Annotated in this window: 15 protein-coding genes; 7 read left to right on the top strand and 8 right to left on the bottom strand. The window is 42.3% G+C overall.

Annotation, left to right across the window (positions count from 1 at the left end; genetic code table 11):
• Nucleotides 1-9: 9 nt before the first annotated feature.
• The 5 genes from devC (at nt 10) to ACPZ3T_RS08105 (ending at nt 5,725) form a co-directional block, all read left to right on the top strand.
• On the top strand, nt 10-1,179 hold the full coding sequence (devC, locus tag ACPZ3T_RS08085) for an ABC transporter permease DevC (protein WP_490275063.1): 1,170 nt from the start codon (nt 10-12) through the stop codon (nt 1,177-1,179).
• Nucleotides 1,180-1,264: 85 nt separating this feature from the next.
• Nucleotides 1,265-1,975, top strand: coding sequence for a DevA family ABC transporter ATP-binding protein (locus ACPZ3T_RS08090; RefSeq protein WP_490275065.1), 711 nt, complete (start codon nt 1,265-1,267; stop codon nt 1,973-1,975).
• A 583-nt stretch (nt 1,976-2,558) separates the two neighbouring features.
• Entirely contained in the window at nt 2,559-3,383 is an 825-nt protein-coding gene (ntrB, locus tag ACPZ3T_RS08095) for a nitrate ABC transporter permease (protein WP_490275068.1), read from the top strand.
• Between the two features lie 54 nt (nt 3,384-3,437).
• Nucleotides 3,438-4,265, top strand: a complete 828-nt coding sequence (locus tag ACPZ3T_RS08100; protein WP_490275070.1) for an ABC transporter ATP-binding protein — start codon at nt 3,438-3,440, stop codon at nt 4,263-4,265.
• 170 nt (nt 4,266-4,435) lie between these two features.
• On the top strand, nt 4,436-5,725 hold the full coding sequence (locus ACPZ3T_RS08105; RefSeq protein WP_490275072.1) for a CmpA/NrtA family ABC transporter substrate-binding protein: 1,290 nt from the start codon (nt 4,436-4,438) through the stop codon (nt 5,723-5,725).
• Between the two features lie 78 nt (nt 5,726-5,803).
• On the opposite strand, the gene ACPZ3T_RS08110 is transcribed toward ACPZ3T_RS08105, so the two are convergent.
• The gene (locus tag ACPZ3T_RS08110; RefSeq protein ID WP_490275074.1) at nt 5,804-5,983 is read right to left on the bottom strand and encodes a hypothetical protein; all 180 of its coding nucleotides are present in this window, start codon (nt 5,981-5,983) and stop codon (nt 5,804-5,806) included.
• Between the two features lie 45 nt (nt 5,984-6,028).
• Here ACPZ3T_RS08110 and ACPZ3T_RS08115 point away from each other — a divergent pair, with 45 nt between their 5' ends.
• On the top strand, nt 6,029-7,663 hold the full coding sequence (locus tag ACPZ3T_RS08115; protein ID WP_490275076.1) for an alpha/beta hydrolase: 1,635 nt from the start codon (nt 6,029-6,031) through the stop codon (nt 7,661-7,663).
• A 219-nt stretch (nt 7,664-7,882) separates the two neighbouring features.
• Here the strand turns inward: ACPZ3T_RS08115 and ACPZ3T_RS08120 are convergent, their stop codons facing one another.
• The 6 genes from ACPZ3T_RS08120 to ACPZ3T_RS08145 all read right to left on the bottom strand — a co-directional run bounded on the left by ACPZ3T_RS08120 (nt 7,883) and on the right by ACPZ3T_RS08145 (nt 12,390).
• On the bottom strand, nt 7,883-8,185 hold the full coding sequence (locus ACPZ3T_RS08120) for a DUF1816 domain-containing protein (RefSeq protein ID WP_490275078.1): 303 nt from the start codon (nt 8,183-8,185) through the stop codon (nt 7,883-7,885).
• A gap of 97 nt (nt 8,186-8,282) precedes the next feature.
• A complete protein-coding gene (gene rlmB, locus ACPZ3T_RS08125; RefSeq protein WP_490275080.1) occupies nt 8,283-9,230 on the bottom strand; it encodes a 23S rRNA (guanosine(2251)-2'-O)-methyltransferase RlmB in 948 nt (315 codons plus the stop codon).
• A 97-nt stretch (nt 9,231-9,327) separates the two neighbouring features.
• On the bottom strand, nt 9,328-9,807 hold the full coding sequence (locus ACPZ3T_RS08130) for a Mini-ribonuclease 3 (RefSeq protein ID WP_490275081.1): 480 nt from the start codon (nt 9,805-9,807) through the stop codon (nt 9,328-9,330).
• 601 nt (nt 9,808-10,408) lie between these two features.
• Nucleotides 10,409-10,810, bottom strand: coding sequence for an STAS domain-containing protein (locus ACPZ3T_RS08135; protein ID WP_490275083.1), 402 nt, complete (start codon nt 10,808-10,810; stop codon nt 10,409-10,411).
• Between the two features lie 184 nt (nt 10,811-10,994).
• Entirely contained in the window at nt 10,995-12,161 is a 1,167-nt protein-coding gene (carA, locus tag ACPZ3T_RS08140; RefSeq protein WP_490277161.1) for a glutamine-hydrolyzing carbamoyl-phosphate synthase small subunit, read from the bottom strand.
• A gap of 100 nt (nt 12,162-12,261) precedes the next feature.
• Nucleotides 12,262-12,390 carry a hypothetical protein gene (locus ACPZ3T_RS08145; protein WP_490275085.1) on the bottom strand — a complete coding sequence of 43 codons (129 nt, stop codon included), beginning with the start codon at nt 12,388-12,390 and terminating at the stop codon, nt 12,262-12,264.
• A 184-nt stretch (nt 12,391-12,574) separates the two neighbouring features.
• Between ACPZ3T_RS08145 and ACPZ3T_RS08150 the strand changes: the two genes are divergently transcribed.
• On the top strand, nt 12,575-13,663 hold the full coding sequence (locus ACPZ3T_RS08150; RefSeq protein WP_490275087.1) for a retropepsin-like aspartic protease family protein: 1,089 nt from the start codon (nt 12,575-12,577) through the stop codon (nt 13,661-13,663).
• On the opposite strand, the gene trpD is transcribed toward ACPZ3T_RS08150, so the two are convergent.
• Nucleotides 13,593-14,675 (bottom strand): anthranilate phosphoribosyltransferase, encoded by a 1,083-nt coding sequence (gene trpD / locus ACPZ3T_RS08155; protein WP_490275089.1) that lies wholly within the window; start codon nt 14,673-14,675, stop codon nt 13,593-13,595. The two genes, ACPZ3T_RS08150 and trpD, sit on opposite strands and share 71 nt — an antisense overlap.
• Nucleotides 14,676-14,870 lie beyond the last annotated feature (195 nt).

A 14,870-nucleotide genomic window follows, 5' to 3' on the forward strand; every position in this document is an offset into this window, starting at 1 on the left:
GCAAAAATTATGTTTGACAAACTACCTACCGCTTGGTTACAACTTCGACACCAAAGAACTCGCTTACTTGTAGCACTTTCAGGAGTTATCTTTGCAGTTGTAATTGTATTTATGCAACTGGGTATTCGTGATGCTTTATTTGATAGTGCTGTCCGATTACATGAAGGTTTACAAGGTGATTGCTTTTTAATCAGTCCCCGTTCTACGTCCTTAATTGCAATGGAAAGCTTCCCAGAACGGCGATTAACTCAAGCCTTAGCCTTTGAGGAAGTCGATTTTGTTAACCCTATTTATTTAGGATTTGGTCAGTGGAAAAATCCTGAAACTAGAGATTATTGGCGAAATATTTTTGTCATTGGGTTTGAACTGCGAGAGCAAATATTTGATTTTCCCGGAGTTGCAGAAAATTTAAACACTTTAAAACTCCCGGATATGGTTTTATTTGACCGCAGTTCTCGTGCTGAGTTTGGCCCAGTTGTAGCGGAACTTGAAAAGCAACATAGTGTGACAGCAGAAATTAGCGATCGCGGCCCCAATCGCAAAATTCAAGTAGCTGGATTATTTGAGCTAGGCACATCCTTTGGTTCTGATGGTAACTTAATTACTAGCCATCTCAACTTTTTAAGAATTTTCAGTAATCGCCAACCAGGATTTATTAATATCGGCATGATTAAATTAAAACCTGGTCGTGATGCTGATGCCTTTGTCAAGAAGTTAAAAGACTATTTACCAAAAGATGTCAAAGTTTTCTCCAAAGCAGAATTTGTGGCTTTTGAAAAGAATTATTGGCAAAGTAGTACAGCCATTGGTTTTATATTTAATCTAGGTGTAGGATTAGGCATCATTGTTGGTATAGTAGTTGTTTATCAAATTCTTTATAGTAATGTTTCTGAACATCTAGCACAATATGCTACCTTGAAAGCAATGGGCTATCGCCATAATTATTTATTGTCTATGGTGCTGCAACAAGCTTTATTCATTGCAATTTTAGGTTATATACCAGGATTTCTGTTTTCAGTTATTCAATATGAATTTGCTAAAAAAGCCACCTTATTACCAATTGAAATGAATTTTTCTAGAGCAATATTTGTGATGTTAGCAACTATCATCATGTGTTTTATTTCTGGTGCAACTGCGGTAGGCAAACTAAAATCTGCTGACCCGGCTGATATTTTTTAAAGTCTTCTCCCCTGTCCCCTGCTCCCTACTCCCTGCCCCCTGCCTCATCCCAAATACAAATATTTACACTTTTCTACTTATATTTATGCAACCTGTAATAGATATTAGTAATCTCAACCATTATTATGGCAATAGTTCCTTAAAAAAGCAGGTATTATTTGATATTAATCTCCAAATATATCCGGGCGAAATAGTAATTATGACTGGCCCTTCTGGTTCAGGCAAAACCACCTTACTATCATTAATAGGTGCTTTGCGTTCAGTCCAAGAGGGAAGTTTAAAAATATTAAATCAAGAAATGAATGGCGCGAATGAAGAGAAAATGGTGCAAACTCGTCGCCACATTGGATATATTTTCCAAGCTCATAATTTATTGCCATTTATGACTGCTAGACAGAACGTGCAGATGTCAATTGAGCTACATGAAAATATTAGTAAACACGAAGCCAAAACTAAATCTGAAGCCATGTTACGGGCTGTAGGTTTAGGTGAACGGGTTGATTACTATCCTGATAACCTTTCTGGAGGACAAAAACAACGGATAGCGATCGCTCGGGCTTTAGTGAGTCATCCCAAACTAGTGTTAGCAGACGAACCAACAGCAGCATTAGATAAACAGACTGGTAGAGATGTTGTAGACCTCATGCAGCGTTTAGCTCACGAACAAGGATGTACCATTTTGTTAGTAACTCACGATAATCGCATTCTAGATATTGCCAATCGCATTATTCATATGGAAGATGGTCAACTATCTAGAAAAGATGACTCAAAGCTAGAAAGCGCAGAAGCCAAATGAATAACCGAAAACTACCGTAATTATCATTAATAATCTAAAAAAAATTATACACCCACCCTACACTATTACATATCGGGGCTGGGTCTTATATTTTAATTATAGTAGCGTGACAAGGCTAAATTAGTGCAATAACAAAAGTTATATCCGCGTTAATCTGCGTTAATCTGCGTTTCATTCCATCTCAGTCCAGCAGCGTCAGTGAATACAAGATTATTCTGGAGTTTGTCTTAGGAAATATAGACTCCACTAGTGTAGAACTACCTAGCATAGCCAACTTAAGACTTCAGGTAAATGAGGTACAAAATTTTAGAACATAACCAGATACTAACAGACTTTCAAGCGTATTCCCTGTTCCCTGCTATATAAACTCACTGCATAAATCACAAAGTAATATCTGATAAATCTATAAAGGCATAAAATTAGCCGATAAACATACTTCCAGAATGATTATAAACTTCAGTTATAATCCTTGCTCATAGAAACCAAGATAAATCAATAGTATATCTATTTATGATTGCCGTTGATGATTAAAAATGCCAAGATTGTTGTTAATTTGAATAGCTGTTCAGATCCAGGTAATTATATGGTCATGCGCTCTAGAAGACGAATTAATCAAAAGCAAAAACCCCAGGAATTTATCGGGGAAATCCTTCAGCGAAGCTTTGCACCTTTATGCGGTATTACCAGTGTTTTAATAGCTTGGCACTTGATGAGCTTAATTCCTAATACATCCTTGCCTTCTCCTTTTGCAGTTATCAAAGATACTTGGGAATTAATTATTGATCCCTTTTTTAATAAGGGTGGATTAAATAAAGGTTTCTTTTGGTTAATTTTGGCTAGTCTTAAACGGGTTATGTTTGGCTATTTAATAGCTGTAGTTATTGGTATTCCCCTAGGGTTTCTGATTAGTCTCAATCAATTTTTAAGAGACGCTATAGATCCGATAATTCAACTTTTGCGTCCTGTTGCGCCTCTAGCTTGGCTACCTTTAGCCCAGGCTATATTTTTGAAACCCAATCCATCGGCTATTTTTGTAATCACCATTACAGCTATTTGGCCGATTATTATTAATACAGCTTTAGGTGTAAAAATGATTCCTAAAGATTATAATAACGTTTCCAAAATTTTAGAATTATCATTTTTGGAAAACTTTTTTAAAGTGCTGATACCTGCCACACTTCCCTATATTTTTACCGGATTAAGAATTGCTATTGGTCTAGCTTGGTTAGCCGTGGTTGCAGCCGAAATGCTACTTTCTGATGATGGACTAGGGTTTTTTATTGTGAATGCTTACAACAATTCCAATATCAGCGAAATCATATTAGCAATTATCTATTTAGGTATAGTGGGTTTAATCTTAGACAAAATTATGTCTTACATAGCTATTAAAGTTACCCCACAAGAATAGTCATTAATTCCCCAGTCCCCAATCCCCAATACCAATTATTTAGGACAACTTCTAATGCAAAACTTTGTCAAAATTCACGGTATCAATAAAGAATATTCCGCACCCAATGGTGAGAGAAACATTATTCTCAAAGATATTTATTTAGAAATTAAGCAAGGCGATTTTGTATCTTTGATTGGTCATTCTGGTTGTGGTAAATCTACTTTATTGAATATGATTGCTGGCATGGAAAAGCCTTCTAGCGGTTATGTAGAAGTAGATGGTACAAGAGTAAAACGCCCAGGTTCAGAACGAATGATGGTATTTCAAAATTATTCGTTATTACCGTGGTTAAGTGCTTGGGATAATGTGGCGTTAGCTGTGAATAAAGTATTATCTCATAAATCAAAAGTTGAACGCGATCGCATCATAAATACCCACTTAGAAATGGTAGGCTTAAAAGATGCAGCCCACAAAAAACCAGGACAACTTTCTGGCGGGATGAAGCAAAGAGTCGCCCTCGCCCGTGCTTTAGCAATTAAACCAAAATTGTTATTATTAGATGAACCATTTGGGGCTTTAGATGCCCTCACGCGCAAAACTCTACAAGCGGAATTAATGGATATTTGTAATCAAGCTCATATCACAACTATCATGGTGACTCATGATGTTGATGAAGCACTGTTACTTTCCGATCGCGTGGTGATGTTAAATAATGGCCCGGCTGCTACTATTGGTCAAATTTTAGATGTTCCTTTTGGTCGTTCTCGCATTCCCTCAGAGATTGTAGATCATCCTCTGTATCATGATCTACGCCACGAATTACTAAATTTTTTGCACCATCAACAACAAGCCCAATATAGAAAAATTGAAAAGATGCCGATTTTGAAATCTGCGGCTTGAAGAAGACAAGAAAAGCCAATCAATTAATGATGTAGAGACGTTGCATGCAACGTCTCTACAGTGCAGAATAAAGTGCATCTTTATCAAGAAACGGTATCACCACTCAGCACTCCCCACTCCCTACTCAGCACTCAGCACTCAGCACTCCCTACTCCCCTTCACATTGAAATATGACAAAGTTTACTAGAAGACATTTTATAGCGGCTGGTGGAGCAGCATTATTATCTACAACTCTAACTCATCGTTCCTCAGCTATCCCATCAAATGCGAGTTTATACGCTAGTAATGGTGATGTCCCAGAAGTTACAGGAGCAAAATTAGGTTTTATTCCAGTCACTAGTGCTTGTCCGTTGATTGTAGCTAAAGCTAAGGGCTTTTTTGCGAAGCATGGAATGCCTAATGTCGAGGTGTTAAGACAGCCTTCTTGGGCAGTAATGCGTGACAAACTGATGTTAGGTTCAGAGAATGAAGGTTTGGATGGCGCACATTTGCTGTTTCCGATGGTGCATTTGATGGCTACTGGCGAAATTAGCTATGGGCGCAAAATCCCGATGTATATTTTGGCTCGGTTAAATTTGAATGGGCAGGGTGTTTCTGTTACTAATGCTTATCAAGATTTAAAACTAGGGTTGGATAGTTCTCCCCTGAAATCATTGTTTGCGAAAAAAAGTTTAGGTGGGGAAAATGTACTCTGTGCCATACCTTACCGCCGGGTAACGGGTGACTTTTTTATGCGTTGGTGGCTTGCACATGGTGGAATTGATCCCGATAAAGATGTGTCATTGATTGTAGTTCCGCCGCCGCAGATGGTAGCGAATATGCGGGGTGGTTCAATGGATGCTTTCTGTGTGGTAGATCCTTGGCATCATCGCTTGATTAAACAAGGGATTGGTTACTCTACTGTGACTAGTGGCGAGTTATGGAATAATCACCCAGAAAAAGCTCTAGGAGTACGTGCTGAATGGGTAGATAAACATCCAAAGGCAGCAAAAGCTTTATTAGCGGCGGTTTTAGAAGCGCAAATTTGGTGCGATCGCCCCGAAAATAAACCAGAATTATTCCGAATTTTATCACAACGCCAATGGATTGGAATACCTAGTGAATTTTTGCGCGATCGCCTCTTGGGTAAGTTCGATTATGGCAATGGCCGCGTAGTCGAAAATAGTCCCCACGCAATTAAATTCTGGCAAGACAATGCTTCCTACCCCTATAAAAGTCATGACTTGTGGTTCTTTATAGAAGATATGCGCTGGGGTAATCGTCCCAAAGATTTTAATCCCCAACCCATCATCGATGCAGTCAACCGCGAAGACTTATGGAGAGAAGCCGCCAAACTCATTGGACAAGAAAAAGCCATCCCCGCCAGCACATCACGCGGTGTAGAAAAATTCTTTAACGGCTTAGAATTTGATCCCCAAAATCCCCAAGCTTATCTGAACGCGCCCAAAATTACGAGTTAGTAGTCATCAGGGCTTTCAACATTTAAGGCAAGGGGGCAGGGAGCAGGGAGCAGGGGAAGAATGATCTGTAGCCGAGATTTAGAGAAATGGTATAAATAATTCTCCCCTGTCTCCCTTGTCTCTCCTGTCTCCCCTGTCTCTCCTGTCTCCCTTGTCTACCTTGTCTCCCCTGTCTACCTTGTCTCCCTTGTCTCCTCTGCTCCCCTGCTCCCCTGCCCCAGTCCCCAATCCCCAATCCCCAACAGTAGCTAAATACACTGATATTCGCTATATTCCCCTAAGTAGCGATGAGTGAGTATTTTTATGGGAAAAAGCGGAAAAAGTCTAAAATTGCTTGCTGGTTTCTTGAGCGCACTGGCTGTAACCCAATTTTTTGGGGTAAACACCTCTGCAAAAGCTGCTGATACGGTGGTGCTGCGTTATGGCTTGTTTGCAGAATCAATTCCCCTCAAGGATTTACAAACCGCCGCCACAACTGGAGAGTTTCCCCCCAGTTTAAATATGTTTACCAGGCGGTTATCTGAACAACAGCGTCGCTCTCTGTTGGGGATGCTGAGAATGAGAATACCTCTAAATGTAGTGACTCTGAGTAGGTTACTGAATACTCAAATAGGTACAACTATTCTCAACGACTTGTCTACGGCTGTAGTTCGTGAAGATCAAGAGGGTGCAAAAGCTCTCAGAGCAGGGTTGGTACTCGGTTCTAACTCTCCCCAAGGTTTATCTCTACTGAGTTTTATTGCTGCCTATCCGAGTCAACGCTTGGAAATTAATTTACCCCAAGCTTTTGCTGTGATGGGAAGTTTGAATACTGGTTTTTGGCGTACCCAACAGTTCATGCTGTCCCTGTCTCCCCAACTTGTCGCTAAACGTAGCCAAATTAATTTACCTTTTGACCCTAGCCAGCAAGGTAGTAATTCTTTTCAAGTGCTGAACTTGAGTTTTAATGACCAAAACCGGAGTCGTAATATTCCTGTTGATGTTTACTGGTCAAATTCTGTTGATCCCAATAAGCCCCTAATTGTATTTTCTCATGGCTTGGGATCAGTTCGTACTGACTTACGTTACTTAGCAGAACATCTGGCTTCCCACGGTTATGTGGTTGCTGCTTTAGAACATCCTGGTAGTAATCAAACTCATGTTGATTTAGCTATTCAAGGTAAAACCAGAATCATTAAACCCCAAGAGTTTTTAGAGCGTCCCAAAGATATTAGTTTTGTATTAGATGAGTTAGCCAAGGTCAATCAAACCCCAGGTGATTCCCTAGAGGGGAAATTGGCTACTAATCAGGTGATGGTTGTGGGCTATTCTTTTGGTGGTTCGACGGCTTTAACAGTGGCTGGAGGGGAATTACAAATAGCAGAACTCAGGCAACGCTGTCAGAATCAATTAGCTGTTTTGAGTATTGGGGAAACAGTTCAATGTATTGCCCAGGAATTACCAGAAAACAGCTATCAACTACGAGATGATCGAGTTAAGCAAATTATTGCCTTAAGCCCAGCAACTTCATTAATGTTCGGTGAAACTGGTTTAACTAAAGTGCAAGTACCTACCTTAATTTTAGCCAGTTCCGCAGACAAAACCACCCCAGCTTTAACAGAGCAAATCATGGGATTTAGTAAAATTTCTTCTCCCAAATGGTTAGCGGGTGTAATTGGTGGGACTCATTTGAGTGTCAAAGATCCCAGCACTACTTTAGATCAAGCAGATAAACCCAATACACCTTTAAGTGGTGGTGAAATTGTCGGTGAACAAGCTGGTGATGTGCGAAAATTTGTCAAGGCGATCGCGTTGGCAATGGCAGCACAACTCACACCCGAAGCTGAGAAATACGCTATCTTTCTCACCCCAGATTATGCTCAAGCTGCCTCTACACAGGTCTTTCCTTTCCGTATAGTTAGAGATATTCCCCCTGGATTTATCTCAATGGAAAAATGACGTTTACTGGGGACTGGGGACTGGGGATTGGGGATTGGGGACTGGGGCAGGGAAGACAAGGGAGAGAGGGGAGACAAGGGAGACAAGGGAAAGAATTTTAGATTGTAGATTTGGGATTTTAGATTGAAATCCAATCCAAAATTTAAAATCCAAAATCCAAAATTGAATTGCCCCATGCCCAATGCCCCATGCCCAATTCCCATTGATTATTTGCCTAAATTAAATCTGACCGCTAAAGGCAGGCTTTACTTTGCGGTCAATCCTTTCCCCCAGGTCATCGGCAATGGTCAAAATATCTGGTTTGCATTGCTTGACGTTTACCACGATTCCTTGCGCGCCTTCAGCTTCTAAATCTTCTACATAGCCTTTAGTCTCTACTTTGGCATCAGTGGAACTGAGAAAAGGGCCGAAGTAGTAGGTACAACGGGGATTTTGAGTTTCGATTTCTACCCACCAAGCCAAGCCCAGCGCATTATAGGTGTTGATTACAGTTTCCTTCAGGTTATGCCAAATTGTTGTCATGGTTGCCGCCAGTTTATCAAAGTGGTACTGAATGCTAAACGTCTGATGTTTTTATGTGTGCTATTTACATTTCTTTATACTCTTTTACTCAAAATTTTTAAAGAGGTTTTGGTAATTTATCTAGGTATAAAGTGTTAACCGCACGTTGCCGAAAAATTTCATAGAGTGCCATACCTGAAGCTACAGAAGCGTTTAGGCTAGGGGTTTTACCCAAAAGGGGAATTGAAACCAACACATCACAAGATCGTTGTGTCAACATACTCAGACCTTCGCCTTCTGAACCGATTACCAAAACGATAGGGCCACGGAAGCTGACGGTGTGGAGTGGTTCGCTACCATCTGCGGCAGTACCATAAATCCAAAAACCAGCTTCTTTTAATTCTTCTAAGGCACGACTGAGGTTAATTACTCTAGCTACAGGAAAGTTTTCTAAAGCTCCGGCTGCAACTTTAACGACTGTGGAGGTAATTCCCGCAGCTCTTCTTTGGGGAATAATTAGACCTTGCGCGCCTATAGCTTCGGCAGTACGAATAATTGCACCCAAGTTATGGGGGTCAGTGATCCCATCAGCGACTACAATCACGGGATCGGTGACTGATTTGGCTTGGGCTATGAGTTCATGTAATTCACTGTAGGAATAGGGCGCGATTTGTGCAGCTATTCCTTGGTGGTTGGCTTGGTCGGTAATTTGATCTAGACGCTTGGGATCTACTTCATCAATGACTGTGCCGTTTTCTTTGGCTTGGAGAATGAGATTATGAAATCGGGGATCATAACGCAACCGAGATGTAACCCAAATGCGGTTAAGTTCCCGTTGATTTTCTAAAGCTGTTAAGACTGGATGGCGACCATAAATCATGTCGCTATCTTCTGCTGGTTTTTGGGATACCGCAGGGGGATTAAATTGGCGGCGTGGATGTGGCTGATGCTCTCCTTTTTTAAAAGGGCGTGGTGATTTAGTCACTACACGCTTACCCTTAAGTTTGAGAACTGGCCCGCGATTGGGTTCGTTAGCTGTTTTGATTTTTTTCGGTTTATTGTTCATGGGAGTTTTGGGTATAAGGCATGAATAGACTGCCGATTCCTACATATACTCAACCATTACGTATTGATTTTCCGATCATGGAGATTAAAGGGTTTATTTATTTCTCTAGATGGATTTTTTGCAATAGTTCGGTTAAGCGCGAGAAATCGGTGAGATACAAGTAACCAATTAAAGTTTCTAAACTAGTAGCTTGTTGATATATTTCGGGATTAACCCGTTTTGGTCGTCCTGTGGCGGCGTTACGGCCTCGCCGGACAATTTCTAATTCAGTTGTTGTCAAGTAAGGAGTTAGCGATCGCAAATGTAGCGCCTGTGTTTCTGCTCTTACCTGTGCTACTACCAATCTATGATAAGCTTCTGGCCGTTGTAGTGGTAGCAGGTAATACATTCTAGCATAAAGCTCATAGATTGCATCCCCTATATAGGCTAAAGCTGCGGGGGAAATTTGCCGTACTTGCCCCTGATCAATTTGTGCTGTGAACTGTGCTGTATGTACCAAGAGTGATTGATGCCAAGATTTATCCATCAGGGGATCTTCATCTTTGCTATCTAATAACTCTTCCTCCTTTGACTTCACAAATTAGCTATTCCTTAACAGGTTCAATTTATTTAGTAGGTATCTAGTTAAAATTCAAAAATTATTTCTATTCTCTCATAACTCTGCTGTATCTATAGACTCAGCATCATTAAAATTATCAGGATTATTTGATAATTTTATCTTGCTTTCTGGATATTTTTTGGGCATGGGGCATTGGGCATGGGGCATTGGGGAAAATCAATGCAAAATTCTAAAGCTATTATTTAATTTCTATAGAATTATTTTGATGAGAAACATTTACGTCAAGATACTTAAGTAGGACGGTGTAAATAATTAAAGGTTTGTAGTAAGGACTTTAGTCCTTATGAGAGGACTAAAGTCCTTACTACGAACTAAATGTAATTTTTTTACATTACTTTACATAGTTTGTTTTTCTCAAGTCGTTCTACTGAGATTGATATAAATTTGGTAAGAGCAATTTTTATAGAACTAAATTTTCTCCTCCCAATACCCAATGCCCCATTATGGTGGCTTTCCCTCTCCCACTGGGAGAGGTGATTGCCAGCCTGTTGTTTGAAATTAAGCTATTCCATACATGACATTGTTGGGAATAGCTTAACTAATTAATTCGGCCAAGCGATCAAGACTGCTTGATGTTGTCTAGAGCTGCTTCAACAGAGGTTTGCAGCGAGAGAAACTTCTCTAAGCGCACAAGCTTGACCGTTTGAGTTACACGGGCATTAGTGACGATTTGCAAAGTTCCTGTGGCGGTTTGAGCTTGCTTGGCTAGCTGTACCAACGCACCCAAGCCGGAGCTATCTACAAAGTCAATTTGTGAAAGATCCAGAATGATGTGCTTTGGGCCTTCTTCAATTTTAGTGCCAAGAACCTTGCGAAATGTCGGTTCGGAAAAGGCATCTAACAAACCTGTGAGGCGGAATAGCTGATAATTATCCCGTGCTTCACGAGTACCTCTCAGGCTGACGGTTAGATTTAGTGGTTCAGCAATAATTCCCTCCTCATGGTTAAAGTAAACGCTCAAGTATAGATGGTTTTTAGGCTTGTTGTCTATAGCCTTTAGTGGGGACTGGGGATTAGGTCTTGGGGGTTAGGGACTGGGTATTGGGCAAACAGGGTATTGGAGTCAAATTTCCTCTACTTTCTCTGCTTCCTCTACTCCCCAGTTCCTAGTCCCCAGTCCCCAGTCCCTAATTCCTAATCCCTTTTTAACTCACTTGGGCTGTAGTTGCTTGACGCGCGGTTCGCATGGCTTGGACGAACTGTTCAAACAAGTAATCAGCGTCGTGGGGGCCGGGACTGGCTTCTGGGTGGTACTGCACTGAGAAGATGGGTAGGGACTTGTGCCTTAAGCCAGCAACGGTGCGATCGTTTAAGTTGAGGTGGCTAACTTCTACAACTGCTTCTGGTAAGGAATCAGGGTCGATCGCAAAGCTGTGGTTTTGGCTGGTAATTTCTATCCTTTGTGTTAGTCCTGCGGGCTGATTTAAACCGCGATGGCCGAATTTCAGCTTGAAGGTTTCTGCTCCCAAGGCATGACCGAGAATTTGGTGTCCCATACAAATGCCAAAAATTGGTTTTTGACTTTGGAGCAGGGTTTTAGCTGTGGCAATACCTTCGGAAACTGCGGCCGGATCACCAGGCCCGTTGGAAAGGAAGATACCATCTGGATTGTATTGAAGAATTTCTGCGGCTGGTGTATCGGCAGGTACAACTATGACTCTACAGCCATAACTAGCCAAGCGACGTAAGATATTGCGCTTGACTCCAAAGTCTAAGGCCACAACTGTCAAGGTTTCCTGATGATTGCTGGTGGCGACTGGTTGAAATTCCCAAGCGGGGATTGTGGGATCTGACCATTCGTAAACTTGGCGGGTGGTGACTTCTTTCACTAAGTTCAAGCCTGCCATGTTAGGGGCTGCCTGTACCTGCTCTAACAATTCAGCTTCATCTAAAATTTCTGTGGAAATGCCACCGTTCATTGCGCCATACATCCGAATTTTGCGGGTGAGGGCGCGGGTGTCTATGCCGTAGATGCCTGGAATTTGGTGTTGTTGCAGGTAGTCTGGTAGGGATTGTGCCGATCGCCAGTTACTTGGTTGATGACAAATATTGCGGGCGATCGCACCCTTAACTTGTGGCTTGGCTGATTCTTCGTCTTCTGGATTCACGCCAGTATTCCCCAATTCGGGATAGGTGAATACTACTATTTGACCGCAATAACTAGGGTCAGTCAAAACTTCTTGATATCCAGTCATCCCGGTGTTAAACACGACTTCGCCGATGGTTGTTCCCGTTGCACCAAATGACCAACCACGGTAAGCAGTTCCATCTGCTAAGACGAATAGAGCAGGAATTGTGTCAGACAGGGGCATAAGTGATAAATGGGATTGGGGATTGGGGTATTGGGCATGGGGCATGGGGCATGGGGCATGGGGCATAGGGGAATAGCACGCTTGTTAAGCTGAAACCTCGTTAGGGCAGGGTGTGCTTGGTGTGGGAGGTGTGGGATGGTGGAGAACAAATCTTTCCCCCCACACTCCCCTCTCTCCCCTCTCTCCCCCTGCTCCCTGCTCCCTGCTCCCCTGCCCAGTACCCAGTCACCAGGATACTGCGAGTGTCAATTATCTCACAAGTTGGTAAATTATACGTTTTCGAGGAAATTAATTAAAAATTAAAATTAGTAAATGATTCTGAAATTCTGGGTTTTAAATTCTCCATTAGGAAATTAAATCTACAATGGGAATCGGTGGCAGGAGTCGTGGGACAGTTTCAATTAAGATTAATTATGCTTCAGCCCTTTTTTTCTCGTGCAACGCTGATTTTTCTGTCTGGCGCGATCGCAGTTGTGAATGTTGGTTGTAGTACAAATCAACCAAAAACGTCGATTCTGCGGAATCAGCAGTCTGTGGTGACTGATGATGTGGCAATAGTGCCATCTCCTGTTACACCTACAGAGCAACCTAATATTCCCGCACCTACTGATCTGCCATCATCGCCACTAGAACCTAGTTCTTTTGAGTTGGGACTAGATAAGGCAGCAGGGGCGACTAGTATTAGTCAGTCGGCACAATCGCCGGATGATTGGTATTTGGTGGCGAGTCAGTATCATGATGCGATCGCTTTGATGCAGAAGGTGGAACGGCAAAGCCCAGAATTTGCGATCGCTCAAACTAAAATTGCTGAGTTTGACAGACAGATGAAATATGCTATCCGCCAAGCTAATACTGCGGCTAGGCCATCACCTCAGTCGGTAGCTGTCGCATCTCCCCAGGTGCGAGTGGTGGAAACTCGTTCGTCTGTGCCTCCAGCTAAAACAACCATCAAGCCTGAATCTAAATTTACGATTCCCGTACCACCACCGGGAACTACAGAACTAGCACCAGAACGAGCAAGTTTCCCGGTATCCGCCGCCATCACCTCAGAAAAAGTCTACGTTGCCCCGATTAAACGCCGGGTTGGTGGTACGCCTGTGGTGACTGTGACTTTTAATGGTCAACAGCAATTTGACATGATTGTCGATACAGGCGCAAGTGGGACGGTGATTACCCAAGCAATGGCGGATGCTTTGGGAGTGATCCCGGTGGGGAAAGCCAAAGCTAATACCGCTAGTTCTAAAGGTGTGGAATTTCCGATTGGGTATGTGGATTCCATGACTTTGGGAGGTGTGAGAGTAAATCGTGTACCAGTGGCGATCGCTGGGGCAGAATTAGAAACGGGGCTATTAGGACATGACTTTTTTGGTAACTATGATGTCACCATTAAACGCAACGTCGTCGAGTTCCGCCCCCAATCCCACTCAGATGCTAGTTCTGGAGGAATCCAACTAAATGTTCCAACTTTGTCCAGGCAGTACCAGCCTGTAGGATCTCCTTAGCTACCTTGACACCTTGGGCATGATCTAACAACGGAATTGCACCCGCTACCTGTAGTGCCAATGAAGCATTAAGGGCTACAGCGTCTTGTTGTGCCTGAGTACCTTTCCCTTGTAATACCGCTTTTAAAATCACCGCGTTTTCTTGAACATCGCCACCTTTGAGGGCGGTAATTGGTGCAGGGGTAACACCTACCTCTTGGGGATTGATGGTAGTTAATTTAACTTCACCGTCAGATAATACGGCTAAATCAGTCAAATCACCCAACCCAGCCTCATCTAGTCTTTCTCGTCCATGTAAAACAATTGCTTTTTGCTTACCCAAATTATGTAAAGCTTGGGCAACGGTTTCTAAGAGTTTGGGTGTAAATAATCCTACCACCTGCCCAGTTGGACGTAGGGGATTTACCAAGGGGCCAAGTAAATTAAACACCGTGCGGATTCGTAAAGTCCGGCGTAATTGTGCCACAGCTTTCAGTGCGGGATGCCAACCGGGGGCAAACAAGAAAGTGATCCCGACTTCTGAGAGTGCAGCTTGGACTTTTTCGCTAGGAGCATTTAAATTTACACCTAATGCTTCTAAAACATCAGCACTACCCGTCAAACTTGAGGCGGAACGATTACCATGTTTAGCCACAGGGACACCATAAGCAGCCACCACAAACGCTACGGCTGTAGAAATGTTAAAAGTTGAAGAACCATCCCCACCAGTGCCACAAGTATCAACTATGGGGAATGGGGTTAAGGGCATGGGGTTAAGGGAAGAATTTCCCCCAGTCCCCATTTTCGATTGAGATTGTAGAACTTCCGCCATACCGGTGAGTTCGTCGGCGGACACACCTTTAAAGTTAAGTGCTGTTAAAATTGCGCCGGATAACTCTGGCGGAATGGCTTCACTCAGCCAACCTTGCATTAATTCAGCAGCTTGGGCGCGACTGAGGGATTGACCGTCAATTAACTGTTGTAGGATCAGATAGGGTTCGGTAGAGGCAGGTGCAGCAGTAGAAGTTGTCATATTAAATTGATAACTGTTAGGGATGATTACATGAATTGTCTATGGCAGTTATCGTACCGAAAAATTGCACCCTTTCAAAAGTTAAATTAATTCCCTTTGTGTAAGTAGAACAGGGTAAATCATTAAAGGTTTGTAGTGAGAACTTTAGTTCTCAAATCAGTACTAAAGTCCTTACTACGAAGTGAATCCTAGTCT

It is taken from the genome of Aliinostoc maniaoense, assembly GCF_058172895.1.